Source organism: Amycolatopsis sp. NPDC034160 (assembly GCF_055575355.1).
This window is the reverse complement of sequence record NZ_JBVISU010000006.1, coordinates 222,884-247,275: the sequence shown is the minus strand read 5'-3', so window position 1 is coordinate 247,275 and position 24,392 is coordinate 222,884. Positions and strand designations below refer to the sequence as shown.

At 68.0% G+C, this 24,392-nt stretch carries 17 protein-coding genes; 7 read left to right on the top strand and 10 right to left on the bottom strand.

Annotation, left to right across the window (positions count from 1 at the left end):
- Positions 1 to 47: 47 nt before the first annotated feature.
- Positions 48 to 3,161 carry a BTAD domain-containing putative transcriptional regulator gene (locus ACZ54P_RS16215; RefSeq protein ID WP_465462319.1) on the top strand — a complete coding sequence of 1,038 codons (3,114 nt, stop codon included), beginning with the start codon at positions 48 to 50 and terminating at the stop codon, positions 3,159 to 3,161.
- Entirely contained in the window at positions 3,158 to 6,829 is a 3,672-nt protein-coding gene (locus tag ACZ54P_RS16210; protein WP_465462318.1) for a BTAD domain-containing putative transcriptional regulator, read from the top strand. Before ACZ54P_RS16215 ends, ACZ54P_RS16210 begins: the two co-directional genes overlap by 4 nt.
- Here the strand turns inward: ACZ54P_RS16210 and ACZ54P_RS16205 are convergent.
- From ACZ54P_RS16205 to ACZ54P_RS16170, 8 genes are all read right to left on the bottom strand, one after another.
- Positions 6,801 to 8,189 (bottom strand): GH1 family beta-glucosidase, encoded by a 1,389-nt coding sequence (locus ACZ54P_RS16205; protein WP_465462317.1) that lies wholly within the window; start codon positions 8,187 to 8,189, stop codon positions 6,801 to 6,803. The genes ACZ54P_RS16210 and ACZ54P_RS16205 overlap by 29 nt on opposite strands.
- A 10-nt stretch (positions 8,190 to 8,199) precedes the next feature.
- Positions 8,200 to 9,042 (bottom strand): carbohydrate ABC transporter permease, encoded by an 843-nt coding sequence (locus tag ACZ54P_RS16200; RefSeq protein WP_465462316.1) that lies wholly within the window; start codon positions 9,040 to 9,042, stop codon positions 8,200 to 8,202.
- Positions 9,042 to 9,899 carry a carbohydrate ABC transporter permease gene (locus tag ACZ54P_RS16195; protein ID WP_465462354.1) on the bottom strand — a complete coding sequence of 286 codons (858 nt, stop codon included), beginning with the start codon at positions 9,897 to 9,899 and terminating at the stop codon, positions 9,042 to 9,044. The genes ACZ54P_RS16200 and ACZ54P_RS16195 overlap by 1 nt, the downstream gene beginning before the upstream one ends.
- Positions 9,900 to 9,945: 46 nt before the next feature.
- A complete protein-coding gene (locus ACZ54P_RS16190) occupies positions 9,946 to 11,211 on the bottom strand; it encodes an ABC transporter substrate-binding protein (RefSeq protein WP_465462315.1) in 1,266 nt (421 codons plus the stop codon).
- Positions 11,212 to 11,260: 49 nt separating this feature from the next.
- The gene (locus tag ACZ54P_RS16185) at positions 11,261 to 11,887 is read right to left on the bottom strand and encodes a helix-turn-helix transcriptional regulator (RefSeq protein ID WP_465462314.1); all 627 of its coding nucleotides are present in this window, start codon (positions 11,885 to 11,887) and stop codon (positions 11,261 to 11,263) included.
- A 119-nt stretch (positions 11,888 to 12,006) separates the two neighbouring features.
- The gene (locus ACZ54P_RS16180) at positions 12,007 to 12,864 is read right to left on the bottom strand and encodes a GntR family transcriptional regulator (RefSeq protein WP_465462313.1); all 858 of its coding nucleotides are present in this window, start codon (positions 12,862 to 12,864) and stop codon (positions 12,007 to 12,009) included.
- Between the two features lie 169 nt (positions 12,865 to 13,033).
- Complete coding sequence (locus ACZ54P_RS16175) at positions 13,034 to 14,095, bottom strand: zinc-binding dehydrogenase (protein ID WP_465462312.1); 1,062 nt, start codon at positions 14,093 to 14,095, stop codon at positions 13,034 to 13,036.
- Between the two features lie 1,693 nt (positions 14,096 to 15,788).
- Complete coding sequence (locus tag ACZ54P_RS16170) at positions 15,789 to 16,061, bottom strand: hypothetical protein (protein ID WP_465462311.1); 273 nt, start codon at positions 16,059 to 16,061, stop codon at positions 15,789 to 15,791.
- Positions 16,062 to 16,313: 252 nt separating this feature from the next.
- On the opposite strand from ACZ54P_RS16170, the gene ACZ54P_RS16165 reads away from it, so the two are divergent.
- The 4 genes from ACZ54P_RS16165 (at position 16,314) to ACZ54P_RS16150 (ending at position 22,066) form a co-directional block, all read left to right on the top strand.
- Positions 16,314 to 19,133: an AfsR/SARP family transcriptional regulator gene (locus ACZ54P_RS16165; RefSeq protein ID WP_465462310.1), complete on the top strand. Its 2,820-nt coding sequence runs from the start codon at positions 16,314 to 16,316 to the stop codon at positions 19,131 to 19,133.
- A 54-nt stretch (positions 19,134 to 19,187) separates the two neighbouring features.
- Positions 19,188 to 19,805: an SMI1/KNR4 family protein gene (locus ACZ54P_RS16160; protein ID WP_465462309.1), complete on the top strand. Its 618-nt coding sequence runs from the start codon at positions 19,188 to 19,190 to the stop codon at positions 19,803 to 19,805.
- Between the two features lie 201 nt (positions 19,806 to 20,006).
- Positions 20,007 to 20,987 carry a hypothetical protein gene (locus ACZ54P_RS16155; protein WP_465462308.1) on the top strand — a complete coding sequence of 327 codons (981 nt, stop codon included), beginning with the start codon at positions 20,007 to 20,009 and terminating at the stop codon, positions 20,985 to 20,987.
- On the top strand, positions 20,984 to 22,066 hold the full coding sequence (locus ACZ54P_RS16150; RefSeq protein ID WP_465462307.1) for a hypothetical protein: 1,083 nt from the start codon (positions 20,984 to 20,986) through the stop codon (positions 22,064 to 22,066). Before ACZ54P_RS16155 ends, ACZ54P_RS16150 begins: the two co-directional genes overlap by 4 nt.
- 18 nt (positions 22,067 to 22,084) lie before the next feature.
- Here the strand turns inward: ACZ54P_RS16150 and ACZ54P_RS16145 are convergent, their stop codons facing one another.
- The gene (locus ACZ54P_RS16145; protein WP_465462306.1) at positions 22,085 to 22,216 is read right to left on the bottom strand and encodes a hypothetical protein; all 132 of its coding nucleotides are present in this window, start codon (positions 22,214 to 22,216) and stop codon (positions 22,085 to 22,087) included.
- A gap of 83 nt (positions 22,217 to 22,299) precedes the next feature.
- Between ACZ54P_RS16145 and ACZ54P_RS16140 the strand changes: the two genes are divergently transcribed.
- Positions 22,300 to 23,328 carry a hypothetical protein gene (locus tag ACZ54P_RS16140; RefSeq protein ID WP_465462305.1) on the top strand — a complete coding sequence of 343 codons (1,029 nt, stop codon included), beginning with the start codon at positions 22,300 to 22,302 and terminating at the stop codon, positions 23,326 to 23,328.
- Between the two features lie 218 nt (positions 23,329 to 23,546).
- On the opposite strand, the gene ACZ54P_RS16135 is transcribed toward ACZ54P_RS16140, so the two are convergent.
- Positions 23,547 to 24,332 (bottom strand): S1 family peptidase, encoded by a 786-nt coding sequence (locus ACZ54P_RS16135; RefSeq protein WP_465462304.1) that lies wholly within the window; start codon positions 24,330 to 24,332, stop codon positions 23,547 to 23,549.
- Between the last annotated feature and the right edge of the window lie 60 nt (positions 24,333 to 24,392).

Below are 24,392 nucleotides of genomic sequence, written 5' to 3'. Positions count from 1 at the left end.
CTACCCGATTCCCCCATTCGGTACGCGAGCACACCGCGGAGGCGAAGATGCGCTTGCAGCTCGACCTCTTCGGTCCAGTGCGAGCATGGCGTGGCAGCGACGAAGTCGTGCTCGGGTCGGCTCAGCGCAGGACGCTGCTGGCAGTACTGGCGTTCCAGGCGAACCAGGTCGTCACCCGGTCGGACCTCATCGACGCGATCTGGGGTGACAAGGCACCGGCCAGCGCCAACGGCAGCATCTACACCTACGTCTCCTCGTTGCGTTCCGCCCTCGACCCCACGCGCACGCTGCGCGACGCCACGGCGGTACTGGCTTCGAGTGGCCCCGGCTACTGTCTGCGGGTCGAAGCCGACGCGATAGACGTCGTCCGGTTCGAGCATCTCCGCGAAAGGGCCCGGCTGTGCCTGCGCGGACAGGACGTCGACGGCGCGCTCGCGGCACTGGACAACGCGCTCGAACTCTTCAAGGACGAGCCGATGGCCGGCTTGTCCGGTCCCTACGCCGAGAACCAGCGTGAACGGCTGAAGGAACTGCGGCTGGAGGTCGTCGAACGCCGCGCCAAGATCATGCTCGACGTGGGTGAGCACCAGCGAGTCCTCACCGAACTGGCGCCGGTCGCCGCGGCGCACCCGGTCCGCGAAGGACTGCAAGGCCTTCACCTGCTCGCGCTCTACCGATGCGGGCGCCGCGACGAAGCGCTGGGCGCGTTCGAGCGGCTTCGTTCCACCACGATCGACGAACTCGGCGTCGAACCGGGCAGCGACCTGACCGCGCGCTACGAGCAGATCCGCGCCGATGACCCGGCACTGTGGCGTGGGCAGGCCACCACCGCCCGGGTGACGGTCACCGCCGCTCCGGCACCCCGTACCGAGTTACGTGAACCGCTCGTCGGCAGGCACTGTGAACTGGCCTGGATCCAGGCGGCGGTGCGTGCACTCGATGAGGGCCGTGGCTGCTCCGTCTGGGTCGAAGGTGAGCCGGGCATCGGCAAATCCGCGCTGATCACCGAAGGGTTCGCGCGGGCCGGAGCCGACACGGTCGCCGTCTCCGGGGCGGATCAGCTGGAGCAGCACGGTCCGCTGCAGGTCGTGCTCGACTGCCTCGACGTCAAAGTGAACTCGGCGGACGGCCGCCGCCGGGAAGTGGCGCGTGCGGCCCGCACTCTCGTCGCGGGGGACGTAGCGGGGGCCGAGGCGGTGATAGAGCTCGTCGTCGAACTCGTCAAGGCCCTGTGCCGTGAACACCCCTTGATCCTCGTGATGGACGATCTCCAGTGGGCGGATCCGGCCAGCCTCGAAGCTTGGCGACGACTCGCGATCGAGGCCGGCCGCCTTCCGCTGCTGCTGGTCGGGGCGAGCAGGCGGGTACCCACCGATCACCGGCTCACCGCGCTGCGCGCCCGGATTTCCACGACGGACACCCATTTCCACAGCCTGGCGCCCCTTTCCCCTCAAGAGGTCGAGGAGCTCCTCACCGCTCTCACCGGAGTCACCCCGAGCCCGGCGCTGCTCGAACTTTCGGCCGCCGCCGCCGGAAACCCCCTTTTCGTGCGCGACCTCGTCAGTGCCCTGGACGGGAACGAGCCGCCGGAAACCGTGGTGACCGAGAATGGTCCGGTCGTTCCCCAGCCCGCGCTGGAGGCCGTCGGCCGTCGCCTCGGCTTCCTCTCCGCCGGGGCCTCGGAATTGCTGCGGTGGGCGGCCCTGCTTGACCGGTTCTTCACGCGCGACGACCTCGCCGCCGCACTGGGGAGGCCGGCGGCCGAATTCGATCACGTCGTCGCCGAGGTGGAGGCCGTCGGCCTGGTGACCCGCACCCGGGGCAAGCTCACCTTCCGGCATCCCGTGGTTCGCGAGGCGCTCTACGCCCGGACTCCGACCGCGATCCGGCTGGCTCTGCACCGGCAACTCGCGGAAGCACTCGCGGACGTCGGCGCCCCCGTGGAACGAGTGGCGTTCCAGTTGCTCGCCGCCCCGGTCCCGGTCGACAGATGGTTCTGCACCTGGCTGGCGCGCGAGGTCTACCAGCTGGCGCCGCGATCTCCGCTGGCGACGATGCGGCTGCTCCAGCGGGTGAACACCGCCGGCACCGTTCCCCCCGCGCTCCGGGAAACGCTGGGGATCGCGACGGCGCGGATCAAGCTCTGGCTCGACCGGGACCTCGCCGCCGAGGCAGGCCAGGTCGCCGCCCGGACGGAAGATCCCGAAGTGCTGGCGGAGATGCGCTGGCTGCTGGCCTTCTCGCGGCTTCTCCGGGGCACCACCGATCGCACCGGGCAGGACATCGAGGAGGCGCTCGAGGAGCCACGGCTACCGCCGGCTTGGCGTGCCCTGGACGAGTCCTTGCTGACCCGGGTCCGGGCCGGTGGCTGGCCGGTGGACGGAAACCCCGCCGAGGGACCGCGTCCCGCCCTGATCCCCGTCCAGCGGACGATGCCCGCCCTCGACCCCGTGGAGTCCTACTGGCTCGGCCGCTGGGAGGCACCGCGAAAGGACCTCACACGCCGGCTTCGCAGCGGAATCACCCTCGCGCGGCACACCCTCGACCGGTCCGTGGTCCTGCGGCGGATCACCGGGGTGGCGGCGGTGATCGCCGCCCACCAGGGCAGGCCGGACGACGCGCGCACGCACCTGATGTCCGTCTGGGCCTCGGCTCCCCCTGAGGTCTCGGGGCAGGACGGCACGGAATTCATCCTGGTGGCCAACGCGATGCTCGCCGAGGCGGAAAACCGGCCGACGGTCGCGTTCGACCTGTTGTCGGGGTTGCTGGAGCTCGAAGACGAGGCGGCCTGCCCCTGGCTGCCCGGTCTGGTCCGGATCGCGGTCGACGCCGGGGAGTACGAGGTCGCCGAGCTGGCGACGTCGCGGTGTGAGCGCACCTCGGGGTATCGGGCGGAGGCGCTCCGATGCCGGGCCGTGCTCAGCGGGGATCCGATGGCCGCGTTCGCCGCGGCCGAGTACCTGCGGACAGCGGGAAACCGGTTCGGTGAGGCACAGGCCATGGAAGACGCCGCCGCGCTGCTCGTCCGGCAGGGCGACACGGCCAAGGCCGAGGCATCGCTGCAGATCGCTTTGAACGGTTACGACGAACTCGACGCGATCGCTGACGTCCAGCGGGCGGAACAGCGTTTCGCCCGCGGCCGTGAGCTGGCCCGCCGATGAGCGAAAAGCCGTTCAAAGTCCAGGCTCTCGGCTCGTTGCGTGCCTGGCTCGGCGACGACGAACTCGAGCTGGGACCGGCCCGTCAGCGCGCCGTGTTCGCCGCGCTGGCGACCCGGGCGGTGACCCGGCCGATCACCAGGGCCGAGCTGATCCAGGCGGTCTGGGGCGACACCGCGCCCGCCAGCGCGAACGGCAGCGTGCACACCTACATCTCGGGGCTGCGCCGGATCCTGGAACCGAGCCGGACCCGCTGGTCCACCGACGGTCTGCTGGTGTCGGACTCCGCCGGGTATCGGCTCAGGCTCGATTCCTCCGCACTCGACATCGGCGAGTTCGACAGGCTACGTGAAACGGCTCGCGCCCACTGGCAGGAGAACGACGCCGCCGGCACGGTCGAAACGCTGGACCGCGCGCTGGCCCTGTGGAGCGGGGAAGCGCTGACCGGGGTCCCCGGCCCGCATGCCGAGTCGCTGCGCGCCGGTTTGGCCGAACAGCGGCTCGCCGCGCTGGAGCTGCGGGCGGCCGGACTGCTGGCCTTGGGCGCACATGAGGACCTGGTGTCCGAACTGACGCTCCTCGTGCGCGAGCACCCGTTGCGGGAACCGCTCTGGCAGTCGTTGATGATCGCCCTGCACCGCGGTGGCCGTACCACCGAGGCCCTGGACGCCTTCCGTACCGCACGCCAGATCCTGCGTGCGGAGCTGGGTGTCCAACCTGGACGGCAGCTCGTCGAGACCCACCAGCGGATTCTCGTCAACGATCCGGAACTGGCCCCGCCCGTCGAGCACGCGGCCGCCGTCGCGACGCTGTCGGTGCTCCCCGGCCCGGTCGCTCACGCCTTGGAGGCCCGGGGCGAGACGTCGCCCGTCTGCCACGGCCGCGAAGAAGAAGTCTCTCTTCTTCGGCGGCTGGCCGAAGACGTTCTGGACGGACGTGGCCGGACGGTGTGGATCGAGGGCGAACCCGGCATCGGGAAGTCCGAGGTGCTCACCTGCGCGCTCGCGGACGTCGGCGAGCGCGGCTGCCACGTCGCCTGGGCCGCGGCCAGTGAACTGGAGCAGTTGTTCCCACTGCAAGTGGTCCTGGAATGCCTCGGCCTGGACGCGAAGCTCATCGGCGCGGACGCGTCGGCGAACGACACCGACCCGGTGGCCGCCGCCGCGGACCAGATCCTCACCCACGTCGACCGGCTGTGTGCCACCGCGCCGCTGGTGATGGTCATCGACGACCTGCAGTGGGCCGACGAGGCGAGCGTGCTCATGTGGAACCGGCTCGCCGCGGCCACGCGGCAGCTTCCGCTGCTGCTGATCGCCGCGTCGCGCCCCGTGCCGCGGCGGGAGGAACTGGTGCAGGCGCGTCAGGCGGCAGAGGCACGCGGGCTCGAATTGATCACTCTCGGCCCGCTCACCGTGTCCGCCGCCGAAGAACTCCTCGGCGACCTGATCGGCGCACGTCCCGGCGAAGAACTGTGCTCGCTCATCGCCAAGGCCGCGGGCAATCCGCTCTACCTTCGCGAGGTGACGGGCGCGCTGATGCGCGAAGACGCCCTCAAGGTCGTCAACGGGATCGCGCGGGTGCGGACGGGTACGGATCTGAAGGCGCCGGAGTCCCTGTTGGACGCGGTTTCCCGGACGCTGGATCTGCTCGGGGAACTCTCCAGGGAGACGGTGCGCCGCGCGGCGGTGCTGGGCATGGAGTTCGGCCTGGCGCAAGTGGGCGCCACGATGGGCAAGATGCCCTCCGAACTGCTCGGTGTGTTCGAAGAAGTGATGGAGATGCGGATCATCGTGGACACCGGGACGCAGCTGGCGTTCCGGCATCCGATGCTCCGCTGGGCGCTGTACAACGAAATCCCCGACGACATCCGGGCCGAGTGGCACCGCCGGGCCGCCGAGGCACTGGCGGAGATCGGTTCGGGGGTCGAACACGTCGCCCAGCAGCTCGTCGCCGTTCCGGCGGCGGTCGACGACTGGGTGATCGGCTGGCTGGCCGACCACCACGAGTCCCTCGCCAACCGCGCCCCGTCGATCGCCGCGGTCCTTCTGCACCGGGTGCTGGACGAATGCCCGGCGGACGACCCTCGCCGCGAAGCACTGCTCGCCGCCTACGTCCTTGTCCTGTTCCGGCTCGATCAGGAGCCCTTCGACCTGGCGCAGGAAGCCATGCTCATCAGCCGTGACCCGAACCGGGCGGCGGAGATGCGCCACCTCGCGGCGGCGATGGCGCATCGCCGCGGTGACCCGGACACCGCGATAACCTTGTTGGCCCGCAACGACTCCCCGGAGACCCCGCCGATCTGGCGGGAACGGCGCCGCGCCCTGCTGGCGAACTTCGACCGCGGCACCCTCGACGACCTCGAAGAGGCCTCCAGGAAGGCCCTGCGGTCCTACCGTCAGGCGCTCTCGGTGGGCGAGCCTTATCCGATCGGGCACGCGCTGCAGACGCTTTGGCTCGTCAAGTCGATCGAACGTGACCACGAAGGCGCGCTGCGCCATGTCGAGCACGCCATCGAGGCTGTCGAAGGACATCAAGAGCACGCGGGGTTCTACTTCGACCTGCTCGACAACCGCCTTTTCACCCTGCAGAACCTCGACCGGCTGGACGAGGCGCGCACGACGCTGCGCACCGCCCGGCGCGCGGCGGCGAAATACTCGCTTCCCCATGGACTTCAGGTCTCCTCGGCCGTGCACGACTACTGGACCGGCGAGTGGGACGACGCGCTGGCGGAACTGGACACCGTCACCGAAGACGGACCGGCGATCACCTTCCACGGCCACCGCGAGCCGGGTGCGGCCGCACTGCTGTTGCACGGTGTCGCCGGGTTGATCCACGGCCGCCGCGGCGAGACCGAACAGGCCGCGGCCCATCTCTACGCCGCCGAGGAGCACATCCCGGTCACCGACTCCGAGCGGGAGAGCTGCGACTTCCTCCTGGTCGCCCGTTCTCTGCAGGCCGAACAACGAGGCGACCCGGACCAGGCCGTCGCGCTGCTCAGCCCGGTGATGGACCCCACGTACGCCGCGATGATGCTGCGTCACCAATGGCTTCCGTGGCTCATCCGGCTGGCCAAGGCGCAGGGCGGCGACGACATCGCGGCCAAGGCCCTCGACGTCTGCCGGGAAGAGGCCGCGAAAGAGGTCACACCCGCGAGAGCGACCGCTGCCGCGCGATGGTGTGAGGCCCTCGTCTCCGGTGAGCCGGAGCCCCTGCTTCAGGCCGTCGACCATTACGACAAGGTCGGCCGCCGGATCGAGCTGGCCTCGGCGCTGGGCGATGCCGCGGTCCTGCTGGCCGAGAAAGGCAGGCTGGACGAGGCCCGGGCGGCGGCGAACGACGCTGTCGCCGGGCTGGACCGTTGTGGCGCGCAATGGGACGTCGAGGCGCTCGAACAGCGCTTACGGAAGTACAGCATCACCCTGGGACGGCAGGACAAAGCCGTCGCGGCGGCGGGCTGGGCCTCGTTGTCGGCCATGGAGCGCGCGGTCGCGACCTTGGCGGGACAGGGACGATCGAACCCGGAGATCGCCACCGCGCTGGCGCTGCCCCGGCGTACCGTGCAGGCGCATGTCACCCGCGTGCTCGCCGAACTCGGCCTGGAGTCGCGCAACGGTCTCGCCGGACTCCCCGTGGACTCTCCGATCAGACAGGTAGCGCGTTCCTCTCGATGACACGCGCGTAGTAGCGGGCGCTGTCCTTGACGGTGCGGCGCAGTCCGTCGGCGAAGTCCACCCTGACCAGGCCGAACCGCTGGGTGTACCCGAGTGACCACTCGAAGTTGTCCAGCAGCGACCAGACCACGTATCCGCGCACGTCCGCCCCCGCGTCGATCGCGGCGAGGATCGCGTGCAGATGCTCGTGGAGGTACCGTTCGCGCTCACTGTCCCGGATCCGGCCGTCCTCCCCGACCCGGTCTTCGAACGCGGCGCCGTTCTCCAGGACCTGCGTCGGCAGGCCTCCCGTGTGCTCGTGCAGCCAGACGAGAAGATCCGTCAGCGAATCCGGAGCCTGCTCCCATCCGAACGACGTCAGCGGTCCTCGCGGCGGGGTCACGTCCATCCCGCGCAGGCTCGGCAACCCACAGTTGCTCACGGCATCGGTGTCTTCCAGTGGGATCACCCTGGCCGGGGCGTAATAGTTGACTCCGAGCCAGTCCATCGGCTGGGCGATGGTCTCGAGGTCGCCGTCGTGGATGATCGACGTCCAGTCGCCGAGGTGCCGGGTGTCGGCCAGGACGTCCTCCGGGTAGCCACGGCCCAGGGCGGGGTCGAGGAAGAAGCGGTTGTGCAGGCCGTCGAATTTTCGCCTGGCTTCGCGATGCCGCTCGTCGTCGACGTCGGCCAGTGCCGGGGCGAAGTTCAGCGCCAGGCCGAACTCCTGGCCCGGCCTGGCGCCCGCGCGCAACACTTGCATGGCGAGCCCGTGGGCGAGCATCAGGTGGTGCGCGGCACGCATCGCGAGCACCTCGTCGGTGCGCCCGGGAGCGTGCACCCCGGTGCCGTAGCCCAAGAACGCCGCGCAAAACGGCTCGTTGACGGTTGTCCAGTGATCGACCCGGTCGCCGAGCAACTCCTGGACCAACGCCGCGTAGTCGGCGAAGCGGTATGCCGTGTCCCTGGCGGGCCAACCACCTTCGTCTTCGAGCGCCTGCGGCAGATCCCAGTGGTAAAGCGTCAGCGAAGGGGTGATCCCGCGGTCCAGCAGGGCGTCCACCATGCGGTCGTAGAACCCGAGGCCGCGCACTTCCAAGGTGCGTCCGTCCGGCATCACGCGCGGCCACGAGACCGAGAATCGGTAGCCGGGGACACCGATTCCGGCCAGCAGCGCGAAATCTTCCTCGTAGCGATGGAAGTGGTCGCAGGCCACGTCCGCGGTATGCCCGGAGTGGATCTTGCCCTCGACTCCTGCGAAGGTGTCCCAGACGGATCGACCCCGCCCGCCCTCGGCGACACCACCTTCGACTTGGAAGGCCGAAGTACCCACTCCCCAACGGAAACCGGGCGGGAAACGGTACTGTTGCGCCACGTCCATCACGTTCCTCTCATCGCTTGAAACCGGAGCTCGGCCCACCGAGTAGCGCTCCCTGGACCATGTGCCGCGCCAGCAGGACGAACAGTACGATCACCGGGATCACCCCGAGCGTCGCGCCGGTGAGCATCAGCGCGTAGTCGGTGTAGTAACCGCTGGCGAGCGTCGACAGCGCCACCTGGACGGTGGGGCTGTCATGCGGGTCCAGGACGACGAGCGGAAAGAAGAAGTCGTTCCAGGCAGCCATGAACGTGAGCATCCCCAGCACGGCCGCCTGGGGCCGGATCGAGGGCAGGCCAACGTGCCAGTAGGACCGGAGAATCGAGCAACCGTCCATGGTGGCCGCGTCGAGCAATTCGGCGGGGACGGCCTCTTCACAGGCTTGGCGCATCCAGAACACGCTGAACGCGCTCACCAGGCCCGGCACGATCACCGCCGGCAGTTCGCCGTACCAGCCCAGTTCACTCACCACCATGTACAGCGGGATGATCCCCAACTGGGCAGGCACCATCACCGTGCCGATGAGCAGCAGGAACAACGTGTCGCGGCCCCGGAAGCGCAGTCTGGCGAAGGCGAATCCGGCGAGGCTCGCCAACACCACGTTGGACACCGTCACCGTGCTCGAGACGATGAGCGAGTTCTGCATGGCGAGCCAGAAATCGACCCTGTCGAAGACCTCGCGCACGTTGTCCAGGAGATGCCCGCCGGGGATCAGCGGCGGAGTCCGCTCGGCGATCGCGGATCCGTCCCGGGTGGACACCACGAACGACCAGTAGAGCGGGAAGACCGACCCGATCACGACCGCCAGCAGCGCACCGTAAACCACGAAGCCGGGCCGGCGCCGTCGTCGCACCATCACGCTCTCCCGGGAATCCGGCGGGCGAGGACGACACAGCCCGCCGCGAGCGCGGCGCAGACGAGGAACACCACCCACGCGATCGCGGCCGCGTAACCGGCGTCGAACTGCCCGAACCCCTTCTCGTACAGGTACATCACGATGGTCTGGAACTGGCGGTCGTCGCCGCCGGTGCCCGCCACGCCGTTGGTGTCGAACAACTGCGGTTCGACGAACAACTGCGTTCCGCCGATGGCCGAGACGACCGCGGTGAAGAGGATCGTCGGCCGGATCGACGGCACCGTGACGGACCAGAACTGCCGCAGCCGGGAAGCACCGTCGAGTTCCGCGGCTTCGTACAGTTCGGCGGGCACGCTCTGCATCGCCGCCAGGTACAGCAGCGCGTTGTAGCCGGCCCAGCGCCAGACGACGATCAGGGCGATCGCCGCCTGCGCCGACCAGCCCTGTGCGTGCCAGTCGAGCGGTGGCACGCCCACGAGGCCGAGTAGCCAGTTGATGACGCCGAAGTCGCGCCCGAACAACTGCCCGAACACCAAGGCCACCGCCGCCACCGAAACCACGTTCGGCAGCAGGACGGCCGAGCGCCAGAACGTCTTGGCGCGCAACGGACGGTCGAGCAGGGCGGCGACGCCCAGCGCGAGCACGATCTGCGGCACCGTGGCGAGCAGTAGCAAGGCGAGTGTGTTGCCGAGGGCGTTGTAGAACTTGGGGTCACCGAACAGGGCGAAGTAGTTGTCCAGTCCGACGTAACCCTCGTCGCCATTGATCAACTGCCAGTCGTGCAGCGACACCCAGAGTGTGAAGAAAAGGGGAAACAGCCCGAACACCGCGAAGAGCGCGAAGAAGGGCATGACCATGAGGAACGGCGTGACCCGCCGATCCCATCGAGCCGAGAGCCCCCGGTCACGAAGCCGCGGCACGGGCTTCCGTGACCGCTTGGTCCCAAGCCGCGTCGAGTGCCTGCTTACCGGATTCCACCCGGCCCAGCGCCGTGCCGAACGTCGGGCGCACCTTGGCGTCCTTCAGGCCGCGGTAGTTGGGTTTCAGGCTGTCGGCCGACGCGGCGTAGATGCGGCCGATGGGCGCGTCACTGAAGTACGCGTCGGTCTTCCCGAGCACCTCCGGCGCACCGTAGGCGGCCGGTTCGCTGGGAAGGATGTTGGACTCGGTGAACAGCCGCACCTCCTGCGCCGGCTCGGTCAGCCACTTCGCCAGGTCGTAGGCCTCACGCTGATGCTTGCTCTGGGTGGGCACGGTCAGGAACGAGCCGCCGTTGTTGCCACCGCCACCGGGCACCGCGGTGACGTCCCACTTCCCCGCGTTCTCCGGCCCACCCGCTTCCTGGATCTGGGTGAGCATCCACGCCGGGCAGGCGATGGTGGCGAAGGAACCCTGCTTGATGGCGACGTTCCACGGTTGGGTGAACGGGGTCACCCGGGCGGTCTGTCCCTTCGCGCCGATCTGCCCGGCGATCGTGAAAGCCCGGCGCAGGGCGGGATTCCGGTCGGCGATGAAGGAGTCGTCCTTGGCGGAGAAGAAGTTCTCCGGCGACTGGTTCAGGATCGCGGTGTAGACGCCACCCGCCGAGTCCGCGAACTTGGCCGAAGAGGCCTTGGCCGAGAAGAGATCCCCGGTCTTCGCGTAGTCCTCCCAAGTAGGCCACAACGCGGCCACCGCGGCACGCTCGGTCGGCAGGCCGGCCTGGGCGAAGTAGTCCTTGCGGAAGCACATGGCGAGCCCGCCCATGTCCGTGCCGAGCCCCATGACGGTGCCACCGCTGTTCGCGAGCCCCTGCTCCCACTTCCACTGCGGCCACCGCCCGCGGAGGTCGGTGGCGCCGAATCCGGCGAGGTCGACGAACTTGTCCACCGACTGACGGAACTGCGGCATGTACTGCTCTTCGATCGCCACGACGTCGGCGGCGCCGCGACCGGCGGCCAGCTGGGTCGCGATGCCCTTGTGATGTGCCTCGAAATCGGCGACCCGGTTCTGGATCCGGATCCCGGGATGAGCCGCCTCGTACTCCTTGAGCAGCGAGCTGTAGCCGAACTCGCCGAAGGTGGCGATGCTCAGCTCGATCCCCTCGTCCGCGGCCGGGGCGCACCCGGCACCCACCACGCCCGCGAGGACGGCGACCGCGAGAACACGTTTGCGCAAGCCGGAAATCATTCCGGTCCTTCCCTTCAGGACGCCACCCGCGACGCCACCCGAAACAACGTCAGATCACTCCGGCACGCATCGCGTACGCGACCGCGTGCGGACGGTTCCGCAGGTTCAGTCGGTTGGTCAGCCCGTAGATCACGTTCTTCACGGTTCGCTCCGAGTAGCAGAGCTTGTCCGCGATTTCGACGGTGTCGTGGCCTTCGGCCATCAACCGCAAGACGTCGACTTCGCGTGGCGTGAGGCCGGCGGAGTCCGGTCCGCGCGGGACGAGCGCATCGCGCTGCAGCCGCCGCACCCCGTCGAGCAACTGTCCGAGCAGGTCTGTCGGCAGGAGACCGCGTCCAGGCACGACGGACAGGATGGTTTCGACCAGACGGTCACCGGAAGTCTGCGCCCTGGCCAGTACCGCCACCACCCGGCACTCGACCGCGCTCAGGATGTCGTTCTCCCGCAGTTCACCCGCGATCAGCACTTTGGACACTTGACCGGTGACGGCGTCGCCCCGGAGATCGGCGACCGTGTGCTGGGTCATCCGGTCGATATGCACGACCAGGACGTCTCGCTCGGTCAGCTCGCTCCGGTCCACTAACACCAACTCAGGGCGGCTTCGCAGAAAACTCGCGAGGCCCGCTTGCATGATCGTGTCGGTCGCCTGCACCGCAACACGTACCGGTTCCATCATGTGTCCTTCCCACGCTCGGTACCCCGTGAGTCATGAGAATGCGGAATCGGACTTCACGATCTCTCAATGCCCAGGCCAGCGCTATCGGCGATCGCTTGCTCGAAGCGTCGGGCGCACCGCTAGTCCTCTTCCGGAGCACCATCGGACAGCCCGTCGAGCAGGGCACGCAGGCCCAACTCGAACAGCCCATCCGCGTCGTTCGCCAAGACCCTCCCAGCGCCCTCGAAGCACTCCGACGCCGGCCCGTCGCCGAAAAGGTCCGCTACCAGGCCGCGGACTAGCGCGCACAGCAGGACGTGGTGGTGAAAGGAGCTCACCAGGCCCTGCTCGACCGGCTCAAGCGGGACGCCTTCACCGTGCGCGGCCGGCCACGACAGCGCCCGCGTACCGCCCAGATCGAACCTCGTCAGCCACGGGTGGCGCCGGTAGACCGTCCACAGCGCTCGTGCGGCCGACTCGAGCCGGCACCGTCCGCGCAGGGCGGTGTCCACGGGTGCGATCGCCGTCAAAGCGGTGTTCGCCATCAGGGTGATGAGCTCGGAACGGCCTTTCACATGGTGGTACAGCGACATCGTCCCGACGTCCAGTCTGGCCGCGACTGCACGCATGGACACCGCGTCCAGACCTTCCTCGTCCGCAATTTCGATCGCGGCGAGAACGACGCGCTCACGGGAATTGCCGCGCCCGCTCCTCCTGCCCGGCCCACCGGCGACCATGGTGTACGCGCCGGGGACGGCCTCGACGAGCCCTTCCGTGCGAAGGATGGCAAGGGCCTTGGTGGCGGTGGCATGCGCCACCCGCCACTCCGCCGCGATCGTCCGGATCGACGGCACCCGGTCGCCGGGCTTCAGCTCACCCTCCCCGATGCGGCGGCGAATCCACTCGGCTATCTCGCCCGACCATGTTCTCGCCCCCGCTCCTTTCCGTTGCTCCAAAACACTCCCATACGCCACGACCGAGAACGAGTACGCAGACACACTGCGTTCCCGGCCGTCCGGAGCAAAGCGCTTTCCGGGAAGTCGGGACAGAAGGGCACAAGTCCAGACGCGCCGGGCAACACGAGGCTCGGCGCGGAAGGTGTCCGAGCGCGCCGGGTCAAGTCCCCCAAGTCACGGATTTTCTGCCCTGCGGAGCGGTGATCCCGGTTCAGGGCCGAAGGAGCAACCGGAGCGGATTGTCCCCATACTCGCGCACCTTGGCGAGTCCTTCCGCTATCCGCGTCAGCGGAAGGATCGCGCTGATGGAAGCGGAGACGTCCAGCCGCCCGCGCTCGGTGAGTTCGACCAGGTCCCTCAGGTGGCGGACGCGGTATCCGGTGTGCGAGAGGACGGTCCGGCCTTCCTCTCCCCCGGCGAACATCCGCGTGACCAAGGAACCCTCCGGAGCCGTCTTCACCAGCACCAGACGTCCTCGCGCGCTGAGGGCCGCATGCGCCTGGGCGAAGGTGGAATCGCGGCCGCTGAAATCGAAAGCCACGTCCAGCCCCCGGCCCTTCGTGATCTCCTTGATATAGGAGGCGACGCGTTTGTTCGCCGGATGCAGAGCGATGTCGGCTCCCTGTTCGAGCGCTCCCTCGCGGGCTTCCGGGCGCCGGTCGAGTGCGATGATCGGCGAGGCACCGCAAATCCGGGCCAACTGGACCAGATGATTGCCGAGTCCCCCCGAACCCCAGACACCGACGGCTTCGGCGGGCCGCAGCCGCGCGGTGTCGATGGCGCCGTACGCGGTGGACAGCGCGCCGGAGAGCACCGCCGCCTGTTCCAGCGGGATGGCCCCGGGGACCGCGACCAACGCCGTCGCCGACGTGACCAGGTATTCGGCCCACGCGCCGTCGTAGTGCTCGCCCATCAACCGCAGGTCGGAGCAGTTGTCCGGATTGAGCCCCTGCCGGCACTCGCGGCAGTCGCGGCATTCCCGGCCCGCCGCGACGACCACCCGGTCGCCGGGGACCCACGTCCGCACGTCGTCTCCGACCGCCGCGATGACCCCGGCCGCTCCGTGTCCGGGCGTGTAGACGGGTCTGGGAGGGTCGGCGCTACCGTCGAGCCAGGCCAAATCGGATCTGCGGATCCCGCAGGCGGCCACCTTGACCACGACTTCGTCGCGCCGTCGCGCAGGGACCGGGACTTCGGCCAGCCCCGGCCTCCCGGTGACGGGATCGAACCGGACCGCCCGCATCGTCGTGGGCAAGCCGTGCTGGACACCCATGGCTTTCACCCGCCGGTCGCGCCACGCGAAACGAAACTCGCCAAGCTCACCGGTACTCCCCTCAGTATCGCGCGGAGCCGACGGATTCCGAAGCCGTCGCGGGCGGCGCGAACATGCCGACAGGTTCCCGAAGAGCCGCGAACCCCTCTCGGTTCTCTGGCACGATAACACAGGAAAACCCGTATCGTGATCGGCGGAAATACCGTTGCCATGGAAGGCTTCGCGTGGTTATCGAGTAAACCGGCGACCTGCCCCGCCGGTCGGAAATCTCGGAAGACCGCTTCCGGGAAGCCCTGCCGGTGCGGGGCGAAATGCGCACGAAGCACCGAAAAAAGGGCACCGTTGCGGACCGTTCGGACCACGGTCGGGCTAAGGGCCGCACTTCCGTCGTACCGTGGGGTATGGCCACGGAAACCAGCGCATCATGCGATCACCTACGCCGTTGCGCCATCAACGGATGCGCCTGGCGCGGTACGTGTCCCGAACACGACGTCGAGGACGTGGTCGACGCCGGGCTGAACCGGCTGATGCGACTCAGGCCCTTCGGCGCGGGACGGAAGTATCAGCGTTCTTCGGCCGAATACGCCCCGAGCCGTCACGGCAGGTCGGAAGTCACCGTGACGACCATCGAGGAACGCCGGAAGAATCCGCCGTCGCCCATTCGACGAAAACGTCAGATCGTACATCCGGACACGCTCACGGCCATTCGCGAACTGACCGCGTCCCTTCGCCTCCAACGCACCGGCTCGAGTGCCCTCACCCCTCCGGGCCCGCACCCACGCCCCGAAGACCGGCACCAGGTCTCCCCCGCCGCCGGACCTGCCGTCACGGTCACCGTCAAACCCACTCCGGCCCTGCTCGCGAATCTGCGACGGCCGGCACCGGTACATCCCGCTCCCGTTCAGGCTCGGACGGTTTCGCGTGGGCGAACTTCACCCCTCCTCGCCGGGTCGTCCTCCTCCGCCGCGCTGGAACCGGCGATCGAGGCCATGCGCAAGGCCAGAGCACAGACTCAGGGTCGCGGCAAAGTCGAGAGCGCGTCGTGAGTGGCGATTCGGGTTATTGAGGGGTGAGGCAAAGGTGTCGTGGTTGCGGGCGGGCTTGTTCGTCGGGGTGAGGGGCAGGGCGAAGGCGTAACGCGCGTGCTCAGAGACGTAACTCGCGTGCCTGGACCCCGCACTCGGGTGATACGCCTCCAAGCACGCGAGATACGGCTCCAAGCACGCGAGTACGGCGCCACGTCACCCAAACCACCATCCCGCCCGAACACGCCACGTCTGCCTTACCCCCTATGGAACGACCCAAATCACTCACGACCCCCTCGCGAAACCGTGCCAACCGCCTGAAACGAGCGCCATGATCGCCGAAAGTGTCCTTTGTGGATCGTCAAGGACGGGCCGATCCTGGCCGGGGTGTGATGAGCTCGCGACGATGAAGGAATCGGGACGTCGAGTGTCCCGATTCCTTCATCGTGGATCCCGGCAACCCGGATGATCGGGGAAGATTCCGGCCGTTGAACGTCCGAAATCTTCCCCACCCGGAGCCCTGCCGGCGGTCGCGACCGACCTGACGTTGAGCAACGTCAGGATCGGGGACACTCAACGTCCCCGATCCTCCGTCGTCGATCCCGGCATCCGCTGAACCGACACCCTCACGCAAGTCAGGCGCAGGGAAAGCCCGGTCGGCGTGCCACTCACGACAGCGACTCGATGTTCACCGCGGCTTCGGCAAGCGCGGCTTCTCCCGCTCTCGTGATCACCGCGGGTGTCGCCAGACCGTACGCCACCTGCCGTTCTTCCTCGATGAGACCTGCTTCGACGAGATTGTGCACCGCGGCGTGGTCGCACCAGCAGCCGTCGATCGTGAGGGCCGGCTCGCAACTGGCGATGAGGACACCACGCCCGGCCGCGACGGCCCGCAGTATCGCCCGCTCTCGCCGGCTCAATTCGATTCGGATACCGGTCATCACGATCACCGTCCCAGCTGGGTCATTTTTCCATTGCCTCAGCTTGTGACGAAGGTCTTCATTCTTTCTTCACCAGACGACTGGACGATCAGCCCCCGAGACCGGTACCAGGCGAGCAAGCGCTCTCGCCGACAGAGCCACCACCGAACAAAAATCCAGAATCCAGGGTAAGAAAGGGCAGACAGGCCCGGCTCCGGCACGCCTGGTCACCCGGAGTGCGCGATTCTGGTCCCGGCTGGAGGTTGGAGTGTCGTGGCCGGTGTTGAGAAGATCATGTGGGTAGAGCTATTAGGTGAGGTGAAGGCCCGCGCGGGAGAAGAGGAGATCGCTCTGGGGCCTCCCCGGCAGCGAGCCGTTCTCGCCATTCTCGCGTTGCGTGCCAACCAGACGGTTTCGCGGGCGCAACTCATCGACGGTGTTTGGGGCGATGCGGCGCCGGCTTCCGTCGAAGGCAGTGTGCACACCTACATCCACGGCCTGCGCCGTGCGCTGGCCGTCGCGGGCGAGGTCGTGCTCACGCGTTCAGGAGCGGGCTACAAACTCGTCCTCGGCCCGCAGGAACTCGACGTGTCCGTGGTCGAGTCCAAGCTCGCTGACGCACGTGGGCTGGCGCGAGCGGGAGAGAAGTCGGCGTCGGCCGACCTGATCGGTCAGTGTCTCGCGCTGTGGCGGGGTATTCCGCTGTCCGGCCTGCCGGGGCCGTTCGCGGATTCGGAACGAACCCGCCTGTCGGAACTGCGCTACCAGCTTGTCGAAGAGCGAGCGGAACTCATGCTCGCCGCCGGCAGGCATCGTGAACTGGTGGCGGAGCTCGGCGAAGCCGTCGAAGCCGAACCTTTCCGTGAAGGACTGCGAGCGCAGCTCATGCTGGCCCTCTATCGGAGCGGCAGGCGCGCGGACGCGCTGGCCGAATTCGAGGCCGCGCGCCGCTTGTTCGCCGACGAACTCGGCCTCGACCCCGGCGCGGCGCTCACGGATCTGCATTTGCGCATGCTGCGCTCCGAACCGGGACTGGACGCGCCGGCGGAGGCATCGGCGCAGGCACGTTCCCGGGTCCCCGCGCAGCTCCCGCACGAGGCGCCGGACTTCGTCGGCCGCACCGATGAGCTCGAACAGCTGGCGCGGTGGTGCTCGGCGACGCGGGCGAGCGGCAAGGCCCTCGTCATCTCGGCGATCGACGGCGCGGGAGGAATCGGCAAGACCACCCTCGCGGTACGGTTCGCCAGGACCGTCGTCGACAGCTACCCGGACGGTCAGCTGTACCTGGACCTTCGCGGTTTCGACCCCGATCGCGCACCGCTCAGCACCGACGACGCGCTCGGTCATCTGCTCTGGGCTTTGGGCAGCGCACGCCAACGGTCCCAACCGGACGCGCTGGCCTCGATGTACCGGACCCTGCTCTCCGACAAACGAGTACTGATCCTGCTGGACAACGCGGTGTCGACGGAGCAGGTACGCGATCTGCTGCCGGGTACGTCGAACAGTCTGGTGCTCGTCACCAGCCGCAACCGGCTCAGTGGCCTGGTCGCCAGGGACGGGGCACGCCGGCTGACCCTGGGTCTCCTCACGGAGGCCGAAGCGCTCGATCTTCTGCGCAACACGATCGGCAGCCGGCGAATCGACGACGAGCTGTCCGAGGCGGCCGAACTCGTGCGGTTGTGCGGTCGTCTTCCTCTGGCCCTGCGGGTCGCGGCCGAAAAGATCTCGGGAAGGCCGGACACGAGCCTGCGTGAACTCGTCGAGAACCTGCACGCCGCACAGGACCGGCTGGACAACCTCCATGTCGACGACGACGAGATGACCTCCGTGCGCAGTGTCATCTCGTGGTCCTACACGACCCTCGACACCGAACTGGCCAGGGCCTTCCGTCTGCTGGGCCTGGTACGGGCCCCGAGCATCGGGGCCCAGGCGGCCGCCGCCCTGATCGACCGTCCCGTCGCCGAAACCGAAGAACTCCTCCGCACCTTGAGCGAACAGCACCTGCTCGAACCCGACGGGAACCGGTACGGATTCCACGACCTCATCAAGGTCTACGCCGGCGAAATGGTGAACAGCGAAGAGCCTCCGGCGACGCGCCGTGAAGCGAGCCGCGAGCTGATGATCTGGTACCTGCACGCCATGCGCGTGGCACTGAGCCGCCTGATCAAGGACTATCCGCTGCCTTCCCTCCAGATTCCGTGGACGACTCATGCGTTGCCGGAGTTCGAGACCCGGGAGTCGGCGTTGAGCTGGTACGAAGACGAGACCAAGAACGTGGTCGCCCTGATCGAACACGCGGCGGAACTCGGTGAACACGAGATCGTCTGGCAACTGGCCTGGTGCACCTACAACAGTTTCTACTCGACGGGCCTGATGTCGGAATGGATCCAGGTCCTCACCATCGCACTGGCCTCCACCGAAAAGCTGCCCGAACCCGGACCCCGGGCCCGGATTCTGATGTTCCTGGGCATCGGAAACTCCCGGCTCGGCCGTAACGAAGTCGCCGTGGAGTATCTGGAACGCGGGCTCGCGGCGGTCCGCGAGATCGACAACGATCACCTGCATTCCAGCATGTTGGCCAATCTGGCCTCCACGCTGCGCGAAATGAAACGGTACGAAGAGGGCATCGCCTACGCCCGCGAGGCGGTCCAGCTGGCGAAGCCCGAATCATCGGACTACCAGAAGGCCGGCAGTATCGACGCCCTCTGCGAACTGTACGTCGAGTCCGGGCAACCGGAACAGGCGTTGCCCTACGCCGAAATCGGCCTGGAAGCCGCCCGCGCCTGCGACGCTGTCCTGCTCGAGGCCAACATGATGGTCAACGTCGCACACGCATACCGGGATATGGGTGACATGACGACGGCGATGCGCGAATACGAAGCGACACTCAAGCTGTGCACGAGACTGGGCGATCGGTATCACGAAGCCCACGCCCTGCTGGGGACCGCGGAACTGCACCACCGCAGGAACCGGCGCGACCCGGCCAGGGAATACGCACTCCAAGCGTTGAACATCTTCGTCGAACTCGACGGTGAAGAGTCCGACGTGGTGCGCGAGTTCCTCGAATCCCTCGATACGGAAGCAGCCTCTTGAGTGCTCCGCGAGCCGACTTTCGCTACGGTGGCTCATCGAGAAAAGGGGGCGCTGATGGGCACGACGGTGGAACAGACCTGGCAGCGGATCACGGCCTTGCTCTCCGAACACGCACCGGCCACCGCGCGGGAGATCCGGCCTCCGGCACCGACCACAGCCGTCGGACGCCTGCGGGATCGGGTCGGCCTCGAACTGCCACCCGAACTGGTCGCCTGGTGGGCCGCGATGGACGGCGTCGACGACCAGCGTGATCACGGCAGCGGGAACCGAGCGGGGTACCTGATCCCGAAGGGCTACCTGCCTCTGCCGGTGGCACGGGCCGAGGACGAGTACGGCAGGCAGTCGCAACATCCCGACCCTGACTGCTGTACTCCCGAAGGGACACACCACAAGCAGGCCGGTCAGCACGGATTTCCCTTCTGCACCGCGGTCCTCCCCATCGGCCGGGCGATCGACGGAGGCCTGCTGTGCGTCGATCTCCGGCCGGGTGAAGACCACGGCTTTGTCATGGAGTGGTACGCCAGCGAAGGGATCTACCGGTCCGAGTGGACTTGCGTGACCGAGCTCCTCGACGAGATCGCCGAACATCTCGACAATTACGTGCACGACCGTGAACCGCCTTATCGCGAACGGCATCCCGTCATCACCGACGGCGAGCTGACCTGGCCCTGAAACCGTAGGCGCTGCAGGTAGTTGCCACCGAACAGTCATCCGGCCCACGGCTGAGTACGGTCGGGTGCCATGGATGAGGCAGCGCGGACTATCCGGACAGCGCAGGACGCCGTTTCCCGTGGCGCAAGAGAGATTCGCGCGAACGTGCCCCAGTACCAATCTTGGTGGGGGGCCGATCGGGTGGAGCGCGCAGGTGCCGAAATGAGCGACAGGATGACCACACTCGAAGCCGGTGTGAAGCCTGTCCTGACGCAGTGGACCGAGTTGGCCTCCCGTGACACGGAAATCTCCTCCCATCTGCGCGCCGCTCTCGGTGCGTACCGTCAAGCTGTCAAGACTGCCACCGGTTCCTTCACCGGCAGCACCAAGCGGGAAGTCGACGAGCTGCTGTGGCTCGTCACGCACAACCTCGACGCCGCCGCTTACCGCGTCGGCCGCCCTCGAATGGACGAGGCCGAGCGAGCTGTCCAGGCGGCGCGGGAGGCGATCGCCCGGGCGAGCTACAAGTGGGAGATGGACCGGCGGGACATCTGCATGCGGTCCGGATGGCAGATCGGACCCGACTTCGAGCAGCGCCAGGAGAGCCGCGCGGTGCTGAAGGGCGTGATGGAGGAGTTCAACGGCGGCGTGCAGCCGGTCTTGGCCGATTGGGGCGAGCTGGCCTCCGGCTTCCCCGATCCACGCGTTGCCCTCGGCGCGGTCCTGGAGCTGTCCGACCGCGCGGCCGGCCCGTTCATCGGCACCGGCCGGTCCGTCGAGGACCTGCTGCTTCTGGCCGGCTCTCGACTCGCGCGGTTTCAGCTCGAGCGCCCCGACAAGACCACTTCCTCCCGAACCCAAGGTGCCGATGACATGGACAAGGACAAGGGAATGGCCCAGGACGACGGGCCGTCAGGCCGGATCGGGAGCCGTCCGCCCGGTCCGGGGTTCCACGACTATGACCACAGCCCTGGCAGGGGGCACTCCTACGAAAGGATCTCGTTGGGAGAAGAGCGGGAAAGGATGCTCGGTGACCGTGCGCTGGCCTTCGTCGCGTCGGAGCCGCCCGACGGCGAGCCGAAACCGGCGCCGGACACGGCGGGGGCAAGCGCGGATTCCGGGATTCCCCTGCCCTACGACGATCTTCGTGAGCCGTGGCTGCGCCGGGTGCTGCGTCTCGGCCGGAAACGCGGTAGCCGTTGACCGGGATAGTCCAGAGCGCCCTCAGTGGTGGGCGCGCACTGCTGGTCGGCTGGGTGCTGCCCAGCTTGATCAACGTGGTGATCTTCGGCTTCGTGGTGGCGCCGAAGATCAGCAGATTCGGCGCGCTCGGCACCGAGGCGACCCGGGCGGCGATCTTCGGCCTGGTCGCCACCGCGGTGCTCGGGCTGGTCCTGGCCGCCCTGCAAACCCCGCTCTATCGCATTCTCGAGGGCTATCTCGGCTGGCCGAGGCGACTGGCCCAGGCTCGCCGCCGGCGCCACTTGGCCCGCAAACACCTGCTGCGCAATCGCGTGGACGCCGTGACCCTGGCCGGACGGGCACGCGCGGGCAGCCTGCCGGACGCCGACCGGTCCGCGCTCACCGCCTTCCGCGCCCATACGATCATCGGACGCTACCTCGACAAGGACGTCGGTAAGGGCGCGGTCTGGGCAGCCGTGCTCGACGAGCGGCTGCACCGCTACCCCGTCGACGATCAGCAGGTCGCCCCAACTCGGCTGGGCAATGCGATCCGCCGGTTCGAGGAGTACGGGCACAATCGGTACCGCCTGGACTCGCAAGTTCTCTGGCACGAACTCAAGGCCGCCGTGCCCGAACCGGCGCGCAAGCAGATCGACGACGCCCGGATGAACGTCGACTTCTTCATCAGCCTGCTTTACGGCCACCTGCTCGTCGTCGTGGCCGCCGCCGTGGACCTCGCCGTCGGCACCGCCGTCCACCCCCGGCTGGTCGTCGCGACGATCGCGGTCCTGCTGCCGCTGACCGTCATCTGGTACCGGCTGGCCGTCGTCGCCACCGACGAATGGGCCGGCGCGGTCCGGGCGATGGTCAACCTCGGCCGGCACCCCCTGGCCACCGCACTCGGACTCCGACTCCCCCAAGGGATCGACGACGAGCGTGTCATGTGGCGCCTCGTCAGTGCCCTGGTCCGCACGGGGTTTCATCCAGAACTGACCGCACTGGACGCCTATCGGTCCGCCCCCGGGGAGTCGAGCACCGCGGATGTGCCGCCGGCACCCGCCGAGCCGACACCGGGCGAGGGCAGGCCGCCCGGTGCGTGACGCCGGCGACAATCCGGTTCAGCAGACATACAGGTTGTTCGAATGCACCGTTTCGCAGTAGCGGACATGCAGATGGTTGTCGTGATTCGGATAGCTGGTCGTCAGGCCTTCGTCGATCAGCGTCGGATCGTTGAAGAAAACGAGCTTCACGTGACGACGGCGCGGTCGCCTTGGGCAACCTATCCGGCCACGGCCGCGTGTTGCAGACAGGTCGGGGAAGAATGGGGAGAGCCATGAGCATTCGGACAACGCTACGAGCGGGCGTCCTGGTCAGCGTCGCGGTCATGACCACGGCGCTGGGGGCGGTTTCGGCACAGGCGGCACCTGGCTGGCAGGCGACGCTCCTGCCGTTGCCCACGGGACACCCGGGTACGGCGGGTTTCGTGTTCGGCACCGACGGAAAGGGAGGCTACGCCGGCGAACTCGCCCTCGACGGTCACAACCAGGTGGTCACCTGGCGGGATGGGAAGGTGTCGGTACGCGGCGTTCCGGCCGGCTACCTGGACGCGCACGTGATCGACCAGAACAGCGCCGGGACCGTGCTCCTGGAGGCCAATGGAATGAGCGGGTCACGCACCTTCGTGCTGGACGATCAAGGTTTCCACGAGGTCCCGGTGCCCGCCGGGTACAAGGGAACGTGGGCCGTGGCACTCAACGATCGCGGCGACATCCTCGGTACGGCTTCGACGGAGAAGCCGGACGACCACGTGACCGTGGTGTGGCCGTCGCTAGGCGTCGGTCCGATCGTGATCCCGACCGACGCAGACGCCCGGCCTACGGATCTCGATACCGACGGGACCGTGCTGTTCAACTCGGCCGGGAGGCCCTACACCTGGCGGAACGGGGAAGTACAGAAGCTGGCCATCCCGGCCGGGTACACCGTCGCTCTGGCTCGGGCGATCAAGAACGGGACCGTCGTCGGCAGCGCCGACGCGGAAGGGGTCAACGGTTCGACCGGTTTCCGTTGGACCTCCGCCGCCTCTCCTGAACGCCTGGCCGACTCCAGCGCCGGATCGCTGATCAACGGATCGGGACTGATCGCCGGGGCGCTGACCTCCGAGCCGGGAGTGTCCTATGGCCACCCCGCGGTCTGGCAAGGCCCCGGCTCGGTAGCCAAACTCCCGCTGCCCGACGGTTTCAGGGTGGGAGCGGCCTACGCCATCGGTGACGACGGCGCGGTCGCCGGAATCGCCGCGAACGGGCCGCTCGACGAAGGCGGCGCGCCGGTCGTCTGGCACCGGACCGAGATCGGCCACGGCTGACCTGATGACGGAACGCCGCCGTGGGACTGAATCAGCACCCATGGCAGCGTTCCGTCGTCAGCCCGTCCAGGTGACACTGCGGAGGCGCCGCTACAACGCGCGACATGAGCAACAGCGGCCGCAGCTTCGACAGAACGCACCGCAGAGGTGTCGGCCACGACAACTTTGCCTTACCCCTCGATAACAGTCGTCGATCCGCTTTCGCGACACGCTCGACATCACGCCACGGTTGACGGGCGGCTCGTCTGCTCGGCGATCCAACCCCGGTAGACCGTCACATCGGTCCAGATGCCCAGGCCGCTGGCGCACTTCGGGTCCGCGTCACCATCGCGGCTGGTGGTACCGACCAGTTCCCACTCGCCCGGCCTGCCCTTGATCTGCGGCCCACCAGAGTCGCCGTAGCAGCCCATCGCGTCCGGCGTGTCGGTCCCGGTGCAGATTTCCTTACCTGTCGCCACATTGCGGCAATCCTCGGCCGGCATGACCTTGGTGTCCAACTCCTGGAGGATCTCCGGCGCGCCGCAGTTCTGCTCGACGCAGTGCTCGCCCCAGCCGAGGATCCGGGTCGCCGTTCCCGCACCGCCCAAGGCTTCGGCGATCTTGATCGGCTGCTCGGTCACCGGTTTGTCCAACCGCACCAGCGCGATGTCGCCGCCTGGCGGCTTCTGCCTGGCGAAGTCCGGGTGCACGATGATCCGGCTGACCCCGGTCTCGGTGCCTCCGCTGTTGTGCTGACGCGCCCCGATCCTCGTCCTGACCTGTTCCGGCCGCGAACCCTGTACGCAATGCGCCGCGGTCACCACCCAGTTCTCACTGATCAGCGAGCCGCCGCAGAAATGCTTCCCGTCCTGCTGCAACGAGACCATGAACGAGTAGTCCTCGGTGGCGTCGTGCCCGCCGATGACATAGGGCGTCGGCCCGTCAGCCGCCGCGGCGATCCCTGGCGCCAGCACCGCTCCCGCCACGGCCAATCCCACCATTAGTACGCCTGTTTTGCGAAGCATTATCGTGAACTCCCTGTGGACGACGAATTGCTGACAGTCGTCACGCTATGGGGTGATGAT

What these genes read in the sequence shown, in the direction of transcription:
- ACZ54P_RS16175 (WP_465462312.1), bottom strand. Translation starts at nt 14,095, where the DNA reads ATGGGTGTCCAGCACGGCTTGCCCACGACGATGCGGGCGGTCCGGTTC.
- ACZ54P_RS16170 (WP_465462311.1), bottom strand. Translation starts at nt 16,061, where the DNA reads ATGACCGGTATCCGAATCGAATTGAGCCGGCGAGAGCGGGCGATACTG.
- ACZ54P_RS16205 (WP_465462317.1), bottom strand. Translation starts at nt 8,189, where the DNA reads ATGGACGTGGCGCAACAGTACCGTTTCCCGCCCGGTTTCCGTTGGGGA.
- ACZ54P_RS16215 (WP_465462319.1), top strand. Translation starts at nt 48, where the DNA reads ATGCGCTTGCAGCTCGACCTCTTCGGTCCAGTGCGAGCATGGCGTGGC.
- ACZ54P_RS16155 (WP_465462308.1), top strand. Translation starts at nt 20,007, where the DNA reads ATGAGCGACAGGATGACCACACTCGAAGCCGGTGTGAAGCCTGTCCTG.
- ACZ54P_RS16190 (WP_465462315.1), bottom strand. Translation starts at nt 11,211, where the DNA reads ATGATTTCCGGCTTGCGCAAACGTGTTCTCGCGGTCGCCGTCCTCGCG.
- ACZ54P_RS16160 (WP_465462309.1), top strand. Translation starts at nt 19,188, where the DNA reads ATGGGCACGACGGTGGAACAGACCTGGCAGCGGATCACGGCCTTGCTC.
- ACZ54P_RS16140 (WP_465462305.1), top strand. Translation starts at nt 22,300, where the DNA reads ATGAGCATTCGGACAACGCTACGAGCGGGCGTCCTGGTCAGCGTCGCG.
- ACZ54P_RS16210 (WP_465462318.1), top strand. Translation starts at nt 3,158, where the DNA reads ATGAGCGAAAAGCCGTTCAAAGTCCAGGCTCTCGGCTCGTTGCGTGCC.
- ACZ54P_RS16195 (WP_465462354.1), bottom strand. Translation starts at nt 9,899, where the DNA reads ATGGTCATGCCCTTCTTCGCGCTCTTCGCGGTGTTCGGGCTGTTTCCC.
- ACZ54P_RS16185 (WP_465462314.1), bottom strand. Translation starts at nt 11,887, where the DNA reads ATGATGGAACCGGTACGTGTTGCGGTGCAGGCGACCGACACGATCATG.
- ACZ54P_RS16200 (WP_465462316.1), bottom strand. Translation starts at nt 9,042, where the DNA reads ATGGTGCGACGACGGCGCCGGCCCGGCTTCGTGGTTTACGGTGCGCTG.
- ACZ54P_RS16135 (WP_465462304.1), bottom strand. Translation starts at nt 24,332, where the DNA reads ATGCTTCGCAAAACAGGCGTACTAATGGTGGGATTGGCCGTGGCGGGA.